The organism is Vagococcus intermedius (assembly GCF_029144185.1).
GTDB classification, from domain to species: domain Bacteria; phylum Bacillota; class Bacilli; order Lactobacillales; family Vagococcaceae; genus Vagococcus_D; species Vagococcus_D intermedius.
The window spans coordinates 909,330-927,119 of sequence record NZ_CP110232.1 but is presented as its reverse complement, the minus strand read 5'-3'; the positions used below and the strand labels follow the sequence as shown (position 1 = coordinate 927,119).

General features: G+C 35.2%; 13 protein-coding genes. 1 reads left to right on the top strand and 12 read right to left on the bottom strand.

Going from position 1 to position 17,790, the window contains the following annotated elements:
* Window positions 1–48: 48 nt before the first annotated feature.
* The 5 genes from addA to OL234_RS04280 form a co-directional block, all read right to left on the bottom strand.
* Window positions 49–3,837 carry a helicase-exonuclease AddAB subunit AddA gene (addA, locus tag OL234_RS04300; RefSeq protein ID WP_275469922.1) on the bottom strand — a complete coding sequence of 1,263 codons (3,789 nt, stop codon included), beginning with the start codon at window positions 3,835–3,837 and terminating at the stop codon, window positions 49–51.
* Window positions 3,821–7,408: a PD-(D/E)XK nuclease family protein gene (locus tag OL234_RS04295; RefSeq protein WP_275469921.1), complete on the bottom strand. Its 3,588-nt coding sequence runs from the start codon at window positions 7,406–7,408 to the stop codon at window positions 3,821–3,823. The genes addA and OL234_RS04295 overlap by 17 nt, the downstream gene beginning before the upstream one ends.
* 119 nt (window positions 7,409–7,527) lie before the next feature.
* Window positions 7,528–8,100 carry a signal peptidase I gene (gene lepB / locus OL234_RS04290; protein ID WP_275469920.1) on the bottom strand — a complete coding sequence of 191 codons (573 nt, stop codon included), beginning with the start codon at window positions 8,098–8,100 and terminating at the stop codon, window positions 7,528–7,530.
* A gap of 143 nt (window positions 8,101–8,243) precedes the next feature.
* A complete protein-coding gene (gene tkt / locus OL234_RS04285) occupies window positions 8,244–10,241 on the bottom strand; it encodes a transketolase (protein ID WP_275469919.1) in 1,998 nt (665 codons plus the stop codon).
* Window positions 10,242–10,345: 104 nt separating this feature from the next.
* On the bottom strand, window positions 10,346–10,597 hold the full coding sequence (locus tag OL234_RS04280; protein ID WP_275469918.1) for a DUF896 family protein: 252 nt from the start codon (window positions 10,595–10,597) through the stop codon (window positions 10,346–10,348).
* Between the two features lie 157 nt (window positions 10,598–10,754).
* Between OL234_RS04280 and lexA the strand changes: the two genes are divergently transcribed.
* Window positions 10,755–11,375 carry a transcriptional repressor LexA gene (gene lexA / locus OL234_RS04275; protein WP_275469917.1) on the top strand — a complete coding sequence of 207 codons (621 nt, stop codon included), beginning with the start codon at window positions 10,755–10,757 and terminating at the stop codon, window positions 11,373–11,375.
* 48 nt (window positions 11,376–11,423) lie between these two features.
* Here the strand turns inward: lexA and OL234_RS04270 are convergent, their stop codons facing one another.
* The 7 genes from OL234_RS04270 to OL234_RS04240 form a co-directional block, all read right to left on the bottom strand.
* Window positions 11,424–12,413, bottom strand: coding sequence for a nucleoid-associated protein (locus tag OL234_RS04270; RefSeq protein WP_275469916.1), 990 nt, complete (start codon window positions 12,411–12,413; stop codon window positions 11,424–11,426).
* Window positions 12,414–12,501: 88 nt separating this feature from the next.
* Window positions 12,502–13,389 (bottom strand): UTP--glucose-1-phosphate uridylyltransferase GalU, encoded by an 888-nt coding sequence (galU, locus tag OL234_RS04265; protein WP_275469915.1) that lies wholly within the window; start codon window positions 13,387–13,389, stop codon window positions 12,502–12,504.
* A 36-nt stretch (window positions 13,390–13,425) separates the two neighbouring features.
* Window positions 13,426–14,436: an NAD(P)H-dependent glycerol-3-phosphate dehydrogenase gene (locus OL234_RS04260; protein ID WP_275469914.1), complete on the bottom strand. Its 1,011-nt coding sequence runs from the start codon at window positions 14,434–14,436 to the stop codon at window positions 13,426–13,428.
* A 1-nt stretch (window position 14,437) separates the two neighbouring features.
* Window positions 14,438–15,097 carry a pyrophosphatase PpaX gene (gene ppaX, locus OL234_RS04255; protein WP_275469913.1) on the bottom strand — a complete coding sequence of 220 codons (660 nt, stop codon included), beginning with the start codon at window positions 15,095–15,097 and terminating at the stop codon, window positions 14,438–14,440.
* Between the two features lie 6 nt (window positions 15,098–15,103).
* Window positions 15,104–15,928, bottom strand: a complete 825-nt coding sequence (gene lgt / locus OL234_RS04250; protein WP_275469912.1) for a prolipoprotein diacylglyceryl transferase — start codon at window positions 15,926–15,928, stop codon at window positions 15,104–15,106.
* A 22-nt stretch (window positions 15,929–15,950) separates the two neighbouring features.
* Window positions 15,951–16,886, bottom strand: a complete 936-nt coding sequence (gene hprK / locus OL234_RS04245) for an HPr(Ser) kinase/phosphatase (RefSeq protein ID WP_275469911.1) — start codon at window positions 16,884–16,886, stop codon at window positions 15,951–15,953.
* Window positions 16,887–17,009: 123 nt separating this feature from the next.
* Window positions 17,010–17,741, bottom strand: a complete 732-nt coding sequence (locus tag OL234_RS04240) for an SDR family NAD(P)-dependent oxidoreductase (protein WP_275469910.1) — start codon at window positions 17,739–17,741, stop codon at window positions 17,010–17,012.
* Window positions 17,742–17,790 lie beyond the last annotated feature (49 nt).

Sequence of the window (17,790 nt, the reverse complement as noted above, 5' to 3'; positions counted from 1 at the left end):
CTTACAAGAATAACCTAAAAAAAACAAGACTAAAACTAGTCTTGTTTTTTAAAAATCAATAATTTGAGAAGTTGAAAGCAAAATTAATTTAACACCCGTTACATTTTTTTGTTTAGCCTCACTTAGGGCTTTTTTATATAAATGTAATTGCCCACTATATTTTTGTTTAATACGAATCAGTTCTTCTTTACTAGTAGGATTCATTACATGATCCGTTTTGAAATCATAAAGAATCAACTCATCATCAGTTTCATAATAGCCATCAATAATACCATGAATTAATATCTGATCATGCTCTTTTTTGGGATATTCTTTAAAAATTTGATTTGCTGGTAGCAACATCGAAAAAGGTTGTTCCCGTACAACAGTCCCTTTTCTACTTAACAATAGTTGACCAAACTCTGTTTGAAAAAAAGCTAATAAATGGTCAAGGCTAATCTCATCAGCCAACTTTTGCGTTAATGACTCTGTTCGAACCAATTCATCAATCAATGCTATTAAACTTTCTTTAGTCGGTGTTTCATCTAACGAAATCAATTGCATCACCAAATGTGTGCCTGTTCCAATTTCTGCAGCAGTTAATTTTTTATCACTTGTTAAAAAGTTTGGTTTAGCTAAAGAGTCCTCAGCAAACCTATTTACAGTTTGGGCAGTCTCTTTACTTAAATCTAACGTTAGCAAATTCACTCTATCAGGATCTTCAAATACTCTTTTAATCTCTGAAACGGACTGATAACTTGCTGTTTTAGTTGCCATGTCATGTTCATAATGATAATCAAGTAACCCTTTAGCTTCAGATAATAAACTTTTCTCTTCTGCTGACAAGTCAACAACTGCTGATTGATTCGTGATTGCCTCTGAATCATCCTCCAACTCGACTTGAGACATCTTACCACTAATTTGACGTAAATCATCTAAATTATAAAATGTGATACTAAAGTTAGCAGGATGTTCTAAGACAGATGTTATTTTTTTATTAGTAGGATAGTCTGTTTGGTATTGATCCATACTACGATGGCGCATCAAGGACATCCCTATCCAATCCATTAAATTGTTACTTTTCAAACGCAATTGGTCGGATAGAACAGCACCTTCTTCCATACCAGCAGGACTCCATTTTTTAATCATTGTCTCTTTATCTTTATAGGAACCAACTAAGATTAATTTTTCCTCAGCCCTTGTTAAAGCAACATATAGTTTTCTCATTTCTTCTGACAACAATTTTTTACGTTTTTCATTACGAATTCCGCTAAATGGAAGTGTGCGATAACGTAAACGGTCATCATCAATATAATGTATGCCTGCTCCAAGATCAACATCGAAAATATATGGTTTATTTAAATCCATCAAGTTGAACTTACGTGTTAAATCTAAAACAAAAACAACTGGAAACTCTAAGCCTTTTGAGGCATGAATAGTCATCACCCTCACAGCATCTTCCTCATCACTTAAGTCCGTTGGTTCAGCTAAATCTTTATCTTTAGATTGCATTTTTTCAATAAAACGAACAAATTGAAATAACCCTTTAAAACTCATCTCTTCATAACTAGTTGCTCGCTCATATAAAGCATGTAAATTAGCTTGACGCTGTTTACCTGCTGGCATACCACCGACATAATCCAAAAAACCAGTTTCTTGATATATACGCCAAATTAACTCCACAAGTTGTTGGCGTCTTGCTAGTTCACGCCACTCTAAAAATAATTCATGAAAATTAGCTAATTTATTAAGTAACTCCGTCTTGTTAGTCTTATTTTTATTAATAAATTGGCACATTGCTTCATAAAAATACCCATTAGGATAATTAGCACGAATTAAAGCCAAATCATTTTCCTTAAGTCCTACTATAGGGGAGCGTAAAACGGAAACTAGCGGAATATCTTGAAATGGGTTGTCAACTATCGTCAATAAAGAAATCATTATTTTAATTTCCGTTGCTTGGAAATAATTTTGAGTATCGTTTACCCTTAAAGGAATTCCCATATCTTTAAAAATATCTAATAAGACTAAATTATTTTTTTTGGTTGGTGATAATAAGACAATATCTTTGTAGCTAATGGGGCGATTAGTCTTTGTTTTTTTATCAAAAATTGGTATCTCATCTCGCACCATACTTTGAATTTTATTTCCAACCATTCGCAATTCACCTTCGGTTTTATCATCAATCTGAAAGTCATTCCCTACATCTTCTACCTCATCACCTTCGTGATCCTCGTTACTATTTTCAAAAATTAATAATTCTGTCTTAAAACGTGCATCTTCAGGAAAATCTTGATAGCCATTAACTAATTCCGCGGCCTCATCATAATCAAGCTGACCCACAGAAGGGTTCATTAATTGTTTAAAGATTAGATTGGTAAAATCCAACACCTCGTGACGAGAACGGAAGTTTTCGGCTAAGATAATTCTACGCCCACCTTCATTCCCACCAAATTTGTTATATTTATCGATAAATAAGGTTGGATCTGCTAAACGAAAAGAATAAATTGATTGCTTAACATCTCCCACCATGAATAAATTACCATGCTCAGAATCAGCTTGCCGTAGCCAGTATAAGATACTTTCTTGTAATTTATTTATATCTTGGTATTCATCAACTAAGACTTCGTTGAATAGACTTCGATAAAATGTTGAAGCCTCACTTCCTTGCCAATTTTCACCATCAAAACTAGCTAAGATACGTAAGGTGAAATGTTCTAAGTCATTGAAATCCACTAAGTTACGTTCTTTTTTTCGGGATGAGTAAGCTTTATCAAAGCGATAAGCAACTTTTGCCATATAGGCAACTAATTCATAAGATTCTTCCATAACTGCTAACATTTTTTTAGGAGGGACTGCAAAAAAATCCTTACGCCATTTTTCGATAATATTTTTATTTTGATCACGTAAGTTTTTAGCCTGATCTTTTACATATTTCTCTTCATCCTCCAAATTTCTTGGTGTTGAAAAAGTTGGGAAAATCACTTTATTATTAATATAATCATATGCATCTTCCAAATTATCTTCACTCAAAAAACGGAGAATAGTTTGCCAATAACTTAATTCATCTTGTGCCAATTGTGTCAGTTTTTCAAATTTTTTTTCACCTTCAACTAGTCTTAAAAAATTCTCACCACGATTAATTAATTGCTGTGTTTCAGCCAAAAAATTAGGTTTTAAAATTTCTTGATAGACAGGTGTCTGAGTGATACTGCCATCTGTTTGATAAGCAAGAGATAGTGAATCTAACCAACCTTTAGGACTCGGGTTTGCCCGTGCGAAATCATATAAAGCAAAAATCAGACGCATCAACCCTTCATCCGAACGATCACTAGAAAAATTAGCTGTTAAATGATAAAAAATCTCTTGATCTGATTCATATAACTCTTCTCTCAGTTCATCCCAAACATCTTCTTTTAATAGAATCATTTCGGTTTCATCTGTTAGCAAACGAAATACGGGATCAATATCAATTAAATAATAATATTTTCTGATTACTTGTAAACAAAAAGCATGAAGCGTACTAACATTAGCCGTTGGTATTAATGATAATTGATGAACGAAGTGCTGTTTTAATTCTATTTCACTTTCTTTTGTGATAGCCTCTTGTAAAGCACTATGAATACGTTGCTTCATCTCTTTTGCAGCAGCTTCTGTGTAGGTTACAATTAGTAATTCATCCACATTGATACCAGCTTTTATTTTCTCAATAACTCGCTGAACTAAAACAGTCGTCTTTCCAGATCCTGCAGAAGCCGACACTAATAAATTGTCGCCACCATCATAAATAGCTTGCCACTGACCATCTGTAAAGTGACTATTATCTGGTTTTAAAGGAATATTATTTGTCTGTGTCATCTAGCATACCTCGCTTATTTTCTTTTTCGGAACATGGGGTCATTTTCTTTATCGCGTCTGCTTTTTTCAGACTATCAATTCTTTTGTAATTATTTTCTTTTAACAATACATCAAACTGACAAACACTTCTAAACGGACAATACTCACAGGCCACTCTTTTTTTATCCCGGTAGGCTGGATTAATAGCTGTTTCTCCCGTAAAAATAGCATTACCTGCTTTTTTAAAATTTTCACGGTTATGTTGAATCAGTAAATCAACCTCTTCTTCTGACACAAATTGTGTTGATTTGTAACCTTTTTTAGTTTCTTTATAGGGAAATACTAAAGAACTACTTCCAGAAGATTTTACAGTCGGGTCTAAGGTATCTAATAAGTTCTCATCCTCTAATAAAATACCTTTATAAGAAAATTCTTTCAGTAACTGACTCTCTAACTGCTCCTCAGAAGTTCCTCCCTCTAAAATCGGATTTTTCACTTGTAAATAAAAAGCCCCTGCTGGTTTAACACCTTCTGTTCCAATCAGAGAAACCGCATTTTGCAACGCAACATCTAAGTAAGTAATCATTTGCATGGCTAAACCAAAATAAGCATCACGATAATCAAAGCTATGATCGCTTGACTTATAATCGACAACGGCTAAATAAGTGTTATCCTTAGTTTCAATTTTATCTAATCGGTCAATTTTACCTCTAATCTCCATTTTCTTATGATTGTCTAATGGTATGAGTAAACTATTTAACCCTTTTTCCTGAACTAACTGACCAAACATAACTTCAGTTTTCACATTTGAAAAACCGGCAATTTGACTTTGACGCTGTAAACCACGACTCACTCTTTTTATTGTTTCACTGAGTTGATAACGAATATAATTCATTCGATTACTTGCCGTTAAAATAGTAAATTTAGCGTCACCTAAAATTCTTTGTAACACTTCTTCTGTTAGTTCGGTTAATTGACTTGTTGTCAATTCGCTTAATACTAACTTTTTAGTAATTAATGCTTTAAATAAATGGTCCAAAGCATCATGATAAAAATCACCCGTAGCCGCGGGACTCAATTCAAATCGATCACGTTCTCTTAATTTTAAGCCATAGGTCATAAAATATTTATATTGACATTGGTTAAAGTTTTCAATTTTAGAAACCGAACCATAAATTGTTTCGCCATACAAAGACGTTACTAACTCTGGCTTTAATGGCTCCGAAATATTCTTATGTTTTAAACTTTTGAATATTTTTCTACTTAAAAGGTTATACTGAGGTTGTTTGCCAAGGATTGTTTCTAGTACTTGCCAAGTATTGGCTATCTCTTGTTTCTCTTCCAAAGCCCGCCTTTTCAAATTGACCAAATCTGTCAACAAAGTTCGGTATGTACCAATCTGATTCAAGGAAAAATGCTCAACACTTGGGCTATTGTATCGTGGTTCAATTTCCAAATTAAGTGCGTGTTGTATAACATTAACATAAGGAGATGGTTTTATTTCTTTTACTCGATCATTTGATCTCGGGTACGTGATATATAATTTGCCATCTGTTGAATGAAAAGCTAGATACGCGATATAAGGCTCTTTTGCCAAATCAGACTGCGTATTTTTACTTAAAAACTTGCCATCTGTTAATGAATTTGAAAACAGTTGTCGTTCATCATCTGATAATAATGTTTTATTTTCAATTTTTTTGGGTAATACATTATCAGTTGTACCAATAACAAAGGTAACTTTATTTTTTTGAGCATGGATTAAGTCTAAAGAAGAAACCGTTACTTGATCTAAGGTTGTTGGTACTTTACTGTAAGTCAGCCCCTCTAAACCAGTTTTAATTATCATATAAAAATCATCAAAATTAAATACTTCATCACCCAATATTTTGACATAATCATCTAATAAAATAACAAAAGCTTGCCATGTTTGTTCATGAATTTTTGCCTGATCCAAATGCCCTTTTTCAATGTCTTGGTCACGCCAATATAATAATTCTCGCTCAACACCGCTCGTCAATAAAAAATCATATAATAATTTGGCGGCCTCTAACCCTGTTTTAGCTTGGTCTAGCCTATCGTAAAAAGGAACGAGATAATCCCTTATGTGGCGTCGGATAACATTGGAACTTTCTTGACCTTTTCTATTTTCATCAAGTCGCTCCTCTGACTCTTCAAAATCGTATTGAACATAAACCCAATCTTTTTCTTTAACCCAAGCATGACCTTCGTAACCATAAGCTAAGACAACATTTTCCGTCAAATCAACCTGTGAACGATGACATTGTCGTTGATATTGCCAGTCTTTCAATGATAAGAGACTTTCTTCTTGAGGAACAAACAATTCTGTTCTTAAAAATCGCATGATGTCACTGTACCTAAAGTAACGTTTTTTAATTAAAAATAATGTTTCTAAAAACTCAACTAAAGGATGATGTCTCATCTCTAATTCACTATTTAAATAAAAAGGAATTTCATGGCTAGAGAAAACAGGTTCGATTAAAGCCTGGTAACTCGGTAAATCTCGGCTTAAAATCTCAATATCTTGATAACGGCAATAGCCACTTGCAATTAATTTTCTAATTTCTTTCGCTACTTGACTGATCTCTGCAAAAGGTGTTTCACTTTCCCAAAGATGGACACATGACTCAGATAGTTGATGAACTTCTTTATTAGGGGTTAACTTCTGTGACTCTCTCCAAGCAATATCTAGTTGGGTTAACGGTTGAGATTGATCACATTTCAAATGGTAATCTCTCAATAGTTTCACTTGATTATGGCGAGCATATTGATATAATTCATAATACAGTTTTCCCGTATCAAAAAACATGTCTAAGCCCTCTGGAGGTTTGGTGACATGGGCTCTATCTAACACTAAATCAATTTTTACTTCCCCAGCTTTTCGAATAAGTATCTCAACTAATTCTTTTTCTCTGGCAGTGAAACGTGAATAGCCTGTAATAACAAACATCATATTGCTTAAATCATAGTCTTTTAGATACTCTGCTAAATAGCTGATTGACTGTGTCATACCAACTTGTCTTTGACCTAACTGTTGGCAGTAGACTTGATATAATAAGTAAAATTCTTTTAGTTTTTTCTTAAAATCATTTTCTTTAGCTGTTTCTCCTAATTCACTAAGCAGCTCCTCGATATCAGGTTCCTCAATTTTACCTTCTTGTAACTCACTAAATAACTCTGCTAATTGCTTAATAAAACCTGGCTGACCTACTTCTCCTTTAAAAACATGAAGATTTTCTGCTTCATCTAACAAGACTTTTCTTATTAGCATATGATTACCAGCTTCCGTTAGCTGCTCGTCTTGATAATATTCTGTATTTTGTAAGAAATACCAAGCTAGACGCGTAAAACTAAAAACTTGTAAGCGCATCATCGCCATTGTTTTGGCTTTGTTGAAAGGTGACAATTTATGTAAATCATTTAAAACAGCTACCTCTGTTTCAAATTTGACATGGTTTGGAACTAAATAAAAAACTTGATTGTTTTCATCTTTAATTAAAAAATCTCGAGCTCGTTCAACTAAAGGTTCTTCGTGATGACAACTTGCCGGTCCGTAGATAAATTCTAATGCCATTTACTCACATCCTTCTTTTGTGATAAATTAAGTGTATCATAATTACAAATAAAAACGCCTATTCTAAGCAAAAATGATAAAAAAGTCACTCTCTAATCAGTTAGAAAGTGACTTTTGAATTAATTTACTTTACCAAATTTACTTGGTGGCCAAAATGAAAATTTAACATTTCCAGAAATATCTTTCTCATCAATATAGCCAATCAATCGGCTATCTTTAGAAATTTGACGATTATCTCCCATTACAAATAATTTACCACTAGGAACTACTTCTTCATCAAATAAGGTGTTCAGATCAAAGACACTTGTAGCAGAACCATCTGGTTTAAGAATTTTTGTTAGATAATCTCCCATAACTAGTTTATCTTTATACTCATCCAAGTATGGTTCAGAGACTTCTTTGTCATTGATAAATAACTGGTCTTTCTCAAAACGAATTTTATCGCCAGGCAAACCAATCACACGTTTAATATAATTTTTCCCCTTTTGATCTGGGGCAGGAAACGTGACAATATCAAAACGCTCAATATCACCTTGCCTTAAAGCAAAAACTCTTTCACGATTTTCCATTGTAGGATCCATTGATTTTCCAGATACGACAACTGGGGTCACAATAAATTTTCTAACTAACATCATCACTGCAACCACACCAATTACCCAATAAATAGTGCTTAAAATTTCTTTTTTATTCAAAATTAGTTCCTCCTGATTTTGTTAACTTTACTTGTTATATTTTAGCACAAAATCTTTTATAATTCTTATGTTATATTTTATTACCGATTTTTTTCATAAAAAAATCAAAAAAAACTAAGGGCTTCCCCCTTAGTTTTTTTCTCTTATAATGAGTTGTAAGTGGCCACAACATTTTCAGTTGTGAAACCATATTCTGGTAATACTCTTGAAGCTGGTGCACTTGCACCAAATTTATCAACAGTAACCGTTTTGCCTTCGAATCCTACATAACGTTCCCATCCAAATGATGAGCCCATTTCAACTGCGACACGTTTAGTGACAGCTTTTGGTAGAACTGATTCACGGTAAGCGGCATCTTGCATTTCAAATAGATCCATACTTGGCATTGAAACTACTGATACATCTTTACCTTGTGCTGCTAATTCTTTTTGAGCTTCAACAGCTAGAGCAACTTCAGAACCTGTCGCAATTAAAATACCTTCTGGTTGATTGCCTTTTTGAGCAGAGATAACGTAAGCTCCTTTAGCAACACCTGCTTCAGCTAACTCTTTAGAATTTTCTAAAACTGGTAAATTTTGACGAGTTAACGCTAAAACTGTTGGACGGTCAGTAGATGATGCTGCAAGTTTCCAAGCTGCACGTACTTCGTTACCATCAGCTGGGCGTAATGTTGTCAAGTTAGGCATACTGCGTAAGCTTGATAATTGTTCGATAGGTTCATGAGTTGGACCATCTTCCCCAACAGCAATTGAATCATGTGTTAAGACGTAAGTTACTGGTGCACCTTGGATTGCTGCTAAACGAATAGCTGGACGTAAGTAATCTACGAATACGAAGAAAGTTCCACCATATACGCGAGTTCCACCGTGTAATGCAATTCCATTCATAGCTGCTGCCATTGCGAATTCACGAACACCAAACCAGATGTTGCGTCCTTCGTATTGACCAGGTTCAAAATCTTTCTCTTCTGCCATCATTGTATTGTTTGATGATGATAAATCAGCAGAACCACCCCAGATAGTTGGAACAGTTTTAGCTAATGCTTGAATCATTTGTTTACTTGTAATACGACTTGCAAGAGCATCATCGCCTACTTCAAATGTTGGCATTTCTGAATCCCAGTTCTCTGGTAATTTACCAGCATAAGCATCTAAAAATTGTTGCGCTAATTCTGGGTACTCAGCTTTATAGCTAGCAAATAATTCATTCCACTCAGCTTCAGCTTTTTCGCCTTTAGCGTTAATTTCTTGTTTGAAACGCTCTTTAACATCAGCAGGTACTTCAAACTCAGGTGTATCCCATCCGTAAGCTTTTTTAGCTGCTTCAATACCGTCAGCTCCAAGTGGGGCACCGTGAACTTTGTTTGTTCCTTCGTTTGGCGCACCAAAACCGATGATAGTTTTGATTTCGATCATTGTTGGTTTTGTTGTTTCAGCTTTCGCTTCTTCAATTGCTTTAGAAATAGCTTCTAAATCGTTACCATCTTTAACTAAGATATGGTGCCATCCAGTTGCTTCAACACGGCCTTTCACATCTTCAGTAAATGATTTATCTAATGGACCATCTAATGAAATATCATTTGAATCATATAATACGATTAATTTATCTAATTTCATGTGTCCTGCCATACTCATTGCTTCTTGTGAGATACCTTCCATTAAATCACCATCTCCACAAATAGCATATGTGTAATGATCTACGATTTTCAAGTTTGGCTTGTTGTAAGTTGCAGCTAAATGAGCTTCAGCCATCGCAAACCCAACACTCATAGCAATGCCTTGGCCTAAAGGACCAGTTGTTGCTTCAACACCATCAGTGTGATTTACTTCTGGATGTCCTGGAGTACGGCTACCCCATTGACGGAATCCTTTTAAGTCATCTTGGTTTACATCGTAACCCGCTAAGTGTAATAAGCTATATAACATTGCTGAACCATGACCAGCAGAAAGAATGAAACGGTCGCGATCTACCCAGTTTCTTGACGTACTTGGGTTGATTTTTAAATGTTTAGTCCATAAAGCATATGCCATCGGTGCAGCCCCTAATGGTAATCCTGGGTGACCTGAGTTTGCTTTTTGGATAGTATCCATACTTAAGGTACGGATTGAGTTAACGCCTAATTCATCAATTTTATCGAACATGAATGTATTCCTCCTGTTTTTAGGTTATTTTTACCTTAAAAAGTTATAGGTCTATTTTACCTTTATCTAGGGTAAATTGCAATCACTAAATAAGCGTTTACCTATTATTCTTCAATATGACGGTTGTGTAACCCTTTATCTTTTTGGATACTTTTCAATTTGTCTGGTGTGACATCTTTACCTTCTTGGTCGACAACTTTCATGCCCTCAATATGATTACGCATTCCTCCGCGGAAACGTTCTAAATACTCCTCGCGTAAGGCTTTTTGTTCGTTTTGTTCCGCTAAAGTTAACCCCTCACCTTTAGCTTTATTTGCCAATTCATTAATACGTGCCATTTTTTCTTTTGATAACATAAATTAATTCCCTCCTAATTTCCTTTATACTAGCTTATTTTTTTTAAAAAAACAACTAATCAAGAACACTCTAGCAAACATACGAACATCTGTTTGATTTGTCCTACTCTCTATGATAAAATTAAGCTAATTAATAAATTAATTAAGGAGTCCTAATATGACAAAACCGAGAGAATCAAGACAACCTGAAATTTTAACGTATATTTATAAACACGTGACAGAAAAAGGATATCCACCTACTGTACGTGAAATCGGAACTGCAGTTAATCTCTCCTCAACTTCTACTGTCCATGGTCACTTATCACGTTTAGAAAAAAAAGGGTTAATTCAACGTGACAAAACCAAACCAAGAGCTTTAGAAGTCACTCCTTTAGGTTTAGAATTAATTGGGATACAAGATGACTCAATCCCAGTTTTAGGGACGGTGACCGCTGGTGAACCGATTTTGGCTATCGAAGAAGCTTCAGATTTCTTTCCTCTACCACCTAACTTACACAATGATGATAACAATTTATTCATGCTAACTATTCGTGGAGAAAGTATGATTAACGCTGGCATATTAGATGGTGATCAAGTCATCGTAAAAAAACAAACCTCAGCTTCTAATGGGGATGTGGTCATTGCGATGACCAATGACTCAGAGGCTACTTGTAAAAGATTTTATAAAGAAAAAAACCATGTTCGCTTACAACCTGAAAACGATACACTCGACCCCATCATTCTTGAAAATGTTAATATCTTAGGGAAAGTAGTCAGTCTTTACCGCGATCATATCTAAAAAATAAGAGCCGTACTACCAAAAAAATGAGGTAGTACGGCTCTTATTTTAAAATTTATTGATAATATCATCTACATTTTTAATCATGACAGAGATCGTTCCGTCCGGATTATTTATAAATTCAATCAACTCTTTATCTTGATACACATCTATAGGGATAGTCAGTTCAATGCCATTAGCTAGTTTAAGTTTTTGTTTACTATATTTTTTTTCATACTTAGGAACATTTATCGGGACATCTTCAACAAACTTAGTCTGCTCTACTCGTTCTAAATAGTCAGCTTTGGCAGAGTGATTTCCTTCAAAAACAGCTTCTGCTATTTTTTCATTGCTCAATTTCCCTTCGGTCTCGATACTTTCATACACTGCTTGTTGTACATTAGAAAAACTAACATATTTTTCTTCATTGTATTTATCTGCAATTTCTTTAACCGCTTTTTTTACAATTTTCAAATTGTCTTGAACCGTTGGTGTCACCTCTGCTTTTAAAATTAAGTCCGATAAATAAAAAGTTTTTTGTCCATCAAATGAATATTTTTTTTCGATTAATTCGAATTCTAACGTGTCTAGATTAATCCAAAACCCTTCTTCGACTTTTTGGGTCACATTCGGCAAGATAGTTTGGTTAATAATTAAATTATTAAATAAATTTTCACCTTCATAATCAACATAATGGGTATAGGCAGGTTTGTAATTTAACTTAAATACACCAAAATATGCTTGATTGGTTTGTTCTCCGATGAAACAAAGTAAATCCCCGCCAGGTATTTCTTGACCTTGTTTTAAGCAGTCATGTAAAATCATGGCTACTGCTTCACTTTGTCCGATAAAATCTAAACTAGGGTCTCTGAGAATTGCTACAATATCGTTATTAGTCGGTAAGTGCCCTGTTTTTAAATCAGCTGTTTGAAATTTTTTCAAGCAGCCCGCCAAATATGTTTTGACCGCATAGTCACTAAGCGTTAAAGGTGCTTTCGAACAAATCAACGACCCGCCTTCTAAATCTAAGATATGTAAAACTGCTGTTTTTATTTCCATTTAATTACTCATCCTTTTCTAAACTCTAATACTATTATCTAAGAAAAGACCAATTGGAATCGTCCAATTGGTCTTTTCCAAAAACTATTTAGTTTTCTTGTGTTAGCTCTTTTCCTAGACCAATGATAAACTCTCGCAATTGATCTTTAACTTCAGGGTGTCTTAAGCCATACGTGATACTTGTCTTCATAAATCCAAATTTATCACCTACATCATAGCGCTCTCCAGCAAATAAATAAGCTAATACTTGTTCGGTCTGATTTAAAGTATCAATAGCATCAGTCAATTGGATTTCACCACCTGCTCCGGGAGCTTGATGGTCTAAAATATCAAAAATAGCTGGTGTCAATAAGTAACGACCAATAATAGCTAAATTACTAGGAGCGTTATCAGGCATTGGTTTTTCCACAAAATAATCAACCTCATATAGGCCATCTCGTACTTCTGAAAGTGGGCTAATAATACCATACTTAGATGTCTCTTCACGAGGGACTTCCATTACAGCCAGTGTTGCCCTTTTTGTTTCCTCATAATTATCTATAAGTTGCTTAGTCAAAGGCAGATCATCTATCATTAGATCATCCCCTAACATTACAACAAATGGATCATCACCTACAAAAGTCTTCCCTAAAGAGACTGCATGGCCTAACCCTTTTGGTTTAGATTGACGCATAAAATATAAGTTGACATCCGTTGTTTCTTCTACTAATTTCAATAACTCTAGCTGTTTTTTATCTTTTAAATTCGCTTCTAATTCAAAATTAGCATCGAAATGATCTTCAATAGGACGTTTAGCTTTACCAGTAATGATTAAAATATCTGTAATCCCTGAAGCACGAGCTTCCTCAACAATAAATTGGATAGTTGGTTTATCAACTATTGGTAACATTTCCTTAGCCATTGCTTTAGTAGCTGGTAAAAATCGTGTTCCTAAACCCGCAGCTGGAATAATCGCTTTTTTTACTATTTGCGTCATCAGATATTTCTCCTTTAAAAACGACTCTAATAGGGATTAAAATTCTTCTTCAGATTTACCATCACGTAACATGATTTGACGAGCTGCTGTTTTAACATCTTGATTTTCATAAAGAACACTATAAATCGCTTCTGTAATCGGTAGCTCAACATCTAATTCACGAGATAATTCGTAGGCAGCTTTAGTAGTTGAAACACCTTCTACAATCATCCCCATATTGGCTAGTATTTCTTCTAAGTTGTGCCCACGACCTAGTAAATCTCCAGCACGCCAGTTACGTGAATGAACACTTGTACATGTTACAATCAAATCCCCTACACCACTCATTCCGATGAAAGTTAGCGGATCGGCTCCCATTGCAACCCCTAGTCGACTAATTTCAGCCAATCCACGGGTCATAATAGCTGCTTTGGCATTATCCCCAAAACCTAATCCCGAAATGGCACCTGAGCCAAGAGCAATAATATTTTTTAAAGCGGCACCCGTCTCAACACCAATTACATCCGTGTTGGTATAAATACGGAAATAATCGTTCATGAATAAGGTTTGAACATATTCCGCATATACTAAATTTTTACTTGCAGCTGTAATAGTTGTAATATCACGGACTGCAACTTCTTCTGCATGACTAGGACCTGATAAAACAACAACATCTTGACGCTTATCCTCAGGTATCTCTTCTAATAAAACTTCTGAAATACGTTTATGCGTTACTTGTTCTAGTCCTTTACTCGCATGTATAATAACAGGTTTTGTGTCCATAACCGCTACTAAATCAGACGCAACTGATCTAATCGCTTTCGTCGGAACAACAAATAAAATAGCATCTGCTCCTGTCACTGCAACAGCTAACTCAGTAGTTGCTTTCAACCCTTCGGGTAAAGTGATTGTTGGCAAATAATTTTTGTTAGTGTGTGCTGTATTAATTTCTTCTGCTTGTTCTTTTTTATTGCCCCAAATAGTCACATCATGCCCATTTTCTACCAATACTTTGGCTAAAGCTGTTCCCCATGATCCAGGGCCTAAAACTGCAATTTTTTGCTTCATTTTATGCATTTCCTCCATCGTATTTTTCTAGAATCCATTGGGTTAATTCTAACATAGAATGGGTCTTTTTGTTAGGATTATACTTGGCAATCTCTTTTTCTGATTTTTTAGACCAAGTAACAAAAACACTAGTCACACCTGCATTGTGAGCTGCTTCAATGTCATGAGAGTTATCGCCAACCATTATACAGTCAGACGCATCTACTTTTAAAGCGTTCATAGCAACCTCCAAAGGTTCAGGATGAGGTTTAAAATGGGTATAATCACTATTCCCCACAATCACATCAAAATAAGTCGTCAAGTTTAACAAATCTAAACCACGGATCAAGTTAACATTACTTTTTGTTGAAACAATCGCTAATTTAAGACCTGCCTTTTGAAGTGTCTCAAGTGACTCTTTCACATTAGGAAACGTCGTTAAAAGTTCGTCATGATGGTCACTATTGTAAGTACGATATTTTTCGATCATTTCTTCTGAATTATTTGGAAAAAGCTCTGTTAAAACTGCGTCTAACGATGGACCATTAAATCGCTGAACCGACTCCTCATCATATTTCCCAGGAAAGGCAGGGTTTAATACATGTAGAAATGAATCAGTAATCAACTTATTACTATCTGCTAAAGTACCATCAAAATCAAATAATACTGCTTTTAAGCTCATTCTAAGTTATCCCCCTTTGCTTCTGTCATAATATGGTGGGTTTACTTTAGTTCGGCGATAAATGAATAACCCTAAAGAACTGATAAACAAAATGACTGATAATAATTGTGAAATGCGAATAGCCCCACTAAAAGCCCATAGACTATCTGTTCGCATCCCTTCAATGAAGAAACGTCCTAACGAATACCACATCACGTAACTTAATACAATTTCGCCTTCTTTGAAAAAATTATGCTTGTGACGCAGAGCGAGCAACAGAATAAAGCCAATCAGGTTCCAACTGCTTTCATATAAAAAAGTTGGATGATGATAAACCCCTTCTATTTGCATATTAGTAATAATAAAATCAGGTAAATGCAGCGATTCTAAAAAATGACGGGTTGTAGGACCACCGTAAGCTTCCTGATTCATAAAATTACCCCAACGACCAATTGCTTGGGCAATAATCACACTTGGTGCTGCTATATCTAAAAACTTCCAAAAAGAAATATAACGTGAACGAGTAAAGAAATACATGACAATACCTCCGGCCAATAACCCACCGTAGATTGCTAAACCACCATTTCTTATTGCTAAAATTTCTGCTGGATTTTGAGAATAATACTGCCATTCAAAAGCGACATAATACGCTCTGGCCCCTAATAAAGACAGCGGCAGTCCCCAAAACATGAAATCAATAATATCATCTTCTTTAAGCCCAACTCTGACGGCTTCACGGCTAGCTAACCAAACAGCTAACATCATACCTGTGACAATAATGACACCGTACCATTTTACTTCTAACCCAAATAAATTAAAGGCAACGGGGTTAATTTGTGCTAAAACAGTCATAACTTATTCCTCCTTTGATTACCTATACTTGATCAGAGTTCTCTTTAATCAAAGCCGATAAATTATTTTCAAATGTTTTAGTTGCGTCATATCCCATTGTTTTTGCACGAAAATTCATCGCTGCTACCTCAACAATGATTGCCACATTTCGTCCTGTTTTGACGGGAATAGAAATTTTAGGAATATCAACATTGGCAATCTGCATGGTTTCATTAGCACCACCTAGGCGATCAAACTGTTTGTCCTTACTCCAATTTTCCAAATAGACAACTAACTGAACTTGACCATGAGGTCTGACCGCACTAGCACCAAATAAATTCATAACGTCAATGATCCCAATTCCTCTAATTTCAATAAGATGTTCTAATATCCGAGCAGGCTCACCAATAATCGTACGTTCATCTTGCTGATAAACGTCTACCCGATCATCCGCTATTAACCTGTGCCCTTTTTTTATTAGTTCTAAAGCAGTCTCGCTTTTACCAATCCCACTATCTCCTTGAATTAAAACACCTAAGCCATAAACTTCTACCAATACTCCATGAATAGATGTTCTTTTTGCTAGCTTACTTTCTAAAAATGTTGAAATAACACCAGAGATACGCGAGGTCGTCAAGGGTGATACCAAGATAGGTGTTTGGCGTTCCTCAGCTGCCTCAATCAACTCAACCGGCGGTTCAATTCCACGAGCATAAATAATAGCTGGGGTCTCCTTATGACACATACGACGCATAACCATTGCACGTTCTTCTGGCATCATTTTTTCTGAAAATGCTGATTCTTTACGCCCGAATAACTGGACACGATCATGGGGATAATAATTAAAATAACCTGTTAGTTCTAAACCAGGACGTGAAATATCACTTGTAATAATTTTTTTATCTAAATAGTTTTCACCACAAACGACTTCTAATTGTAGTTCGTTTACTAATGTTCTTACTGTTACAAACTCTGTCATACGAAACCCTACTCTCATCTTTAATGTATTTATTTTATCATTTTACCCCTAAAGTTGCTAGTTTATCTCATCACTAGCCCACAGAAAAAGAACCCCTCTTAAAGGAGTTCTTACTCAAAAGTATTAAGCTGAATAACCACCATCTACAACTAATTCAGTTCCTGTAATATATGAGGCTTCATCTGATGCTAAAAATAAAATAGCATTAGCAACTTCTTCGGGTTGTCCTAAACGTTTTAGTGGAGTATTGGCAACCAGAAAATCCATCGCCTCTTTATGCTCCTTAACAGCGGCTGACATGGGCGTTTCAATGACACCTGGATAAACAGAATTAACACGAATATTAAAAGTTCCTAATTCAGCGGCTGCAGCACGAGTGACCGCTCTAACTGATCCTTTTGAACCTGTATAGGCATTAATTCCTGCTCCAATTAAAGCCGTATAAGATGCGGTATTCACAATGACACCTTTACCAGCTTCTTTCATCAAAGGCACGACTTTTTTCATCCCAACAAAGGGTCCCCAACTATTAATTTTATGCTGCAATTCCCAATCAGCTTCAGTTGTATTCTCTAGTCCTTTATCAGATGAAATTCCCGCATTATTAATTAAAATATCAATACGTCCATAGGTTTCCATAATTTCTGCAATAACCAGTTCCCAGTTATCTTCAGAGCTAACATCTAGTTTTTTTGTAGTAACGTTAGGCACATCAGATAGATACTCCATTGATTTTTCATTGATATCACAAACAATCACTTGAGCTCCCTCTTCTAAAAATCGTTGAGTTGTTTTTTCCCCAATACCAGATGCTCCCCCTGTGATAATGGCTATTTTACCTTCTAAACGTTTCATATAATCATCCCCTCATCTCTTAATATGATAATATTATAATATTTTTGCG

Bases quoted from the DNA above. Each gene is read 5' to 3' on its own strand.
- addA (WP_275469922.1), bottom strand. From the start codon at position 3,837: ATGACACAGACAAATAATATTCCTTTAAAACCAGATAATAGTCACTTT.
- OL234_RS04295 (WP_275469921.1), bottom strand. From the start codon at position 7,408: ATGGCATTAGAATTTATCTACGGACCGGCAAGTTGTCATCACGAAGAA.
- tkt (WP_275469919.1), bottom strand. From the start codon at position 10,241: ATGTTCGATAAAATTGATGAATTAGGCGTTAACTCAATCCGTACCTTA.
- OL234_RS04280 (WP_275469918.1), bottom strand. From the start codon at position 10,597: ATGTTATCAAAAGAAAAAATGGCACGTATTAATGAATTGGCAAATAAA.
- lexA (WP_275469917.1), top strand. From the start codon at position 10,755: ATGACAAAACCGAGAGAATCAAGACAACCTGAAATTTTAACGTATATT.
- OL234_RS04270 (WP_275469916.1), bottom strand. From the start codon at position 12,413: ATGGAAATAAAAACAGCAGTTTTACATATCTTAGATTTAGAAGGCGGG.
- galU (WP_275469915.1), bottom strand. From the start codon at position 13,389: ATGACGCAAATAGTAAAAAAAGCGATTATTCCAGCTGCGGGTTTAGGA.
- OL234_RS04260 (WP_275469914.1), bottom strand. From the start codon at position 14,436: ATGAAGCAAAAAATTGCAGTTTTAGGCCCTGGATCATGGGGAACAGCT.
- ppaX (WP_275469913.1), bottom strand. From the start codon at position 15,097: ATGAGCTTAAAAGCAGTATTATTTGATTTTGATGGTACTTTAGCAGAT.
- lgt (WP_275469912.1), bottom strand. From the start codon at position 15,928: ATGACTGTTTTAGCACAAATTAACCCCGTTGCCTTTAATTTATTTGGG.
- hprK (WP_275469911.1), bottom strand. From the start codon at position 16,886: ATGACAGAGTTTGTAACAGTAAGAACATTAGTAAACGAACTACAATTA.
- OL234_RS04240 (WP_275469910.1), bottom strand. From the start codon at position 17,741: ATGAAACGTTTAGAAGGTAAAATAGCCATTATCACAGGGGGAGCATCT.